Below are 291 nucleotides of genomic sequence, written 5' to 3'. Positions count from 1 at the left end.
GGTAAAAGACTGATTCGAAATTTTCGTCTGTAGATAGGAAATGCTCAAGGGTATCTATAAACCATTGTTGCTCATCTTCGCGGTACGAAAAAAATTCTGGTTTGGTCAATGCATCGAAAAGCTTTGCGAGCTCTTCAGGGTTGTTGACGTTTTTGGAAACGATGATTTCTTCTCTGTCTATATCTCTGGTGTTTTCTATACAGTAAGTAAATAGCAGGCCGCGAAGAATTGTGAGCTTTGGTTGTCTCTTCATTTTTTAAAACTCCGTGAACGCAGTGATTGGTTTTCCAC

Annotated in this window: 1 protein-coding gene; it reads right to left on the bottom strand. The window is 39.5% G+C overall.

The features are described 5' to 3' along the window. On the bottom strand, window positions 1-253 hold a 253-nt coding region (locus KMS84_RS44450; protein ID WP_256921554.1), incomplete at its 3' end, for a hypothetical protein. Window positions 254-291: the final 38 nt, after the last annotated feature.

It is taken from the genome of Streptomyces hilarionis (assembly GCF_024539675.1).
GTDB classification, from domain to species: domain Bacteria; phylum Actinomycetota; class Actinomycetes; order Streptomycetales; family Streptomycetaceae; genus Streptomyces; species Streptomyces hilarionis.
Note: the sequence above shows the minus strand (reverse complement) of the source record. Positions and strands in the feature narration are given on the sequence as shown.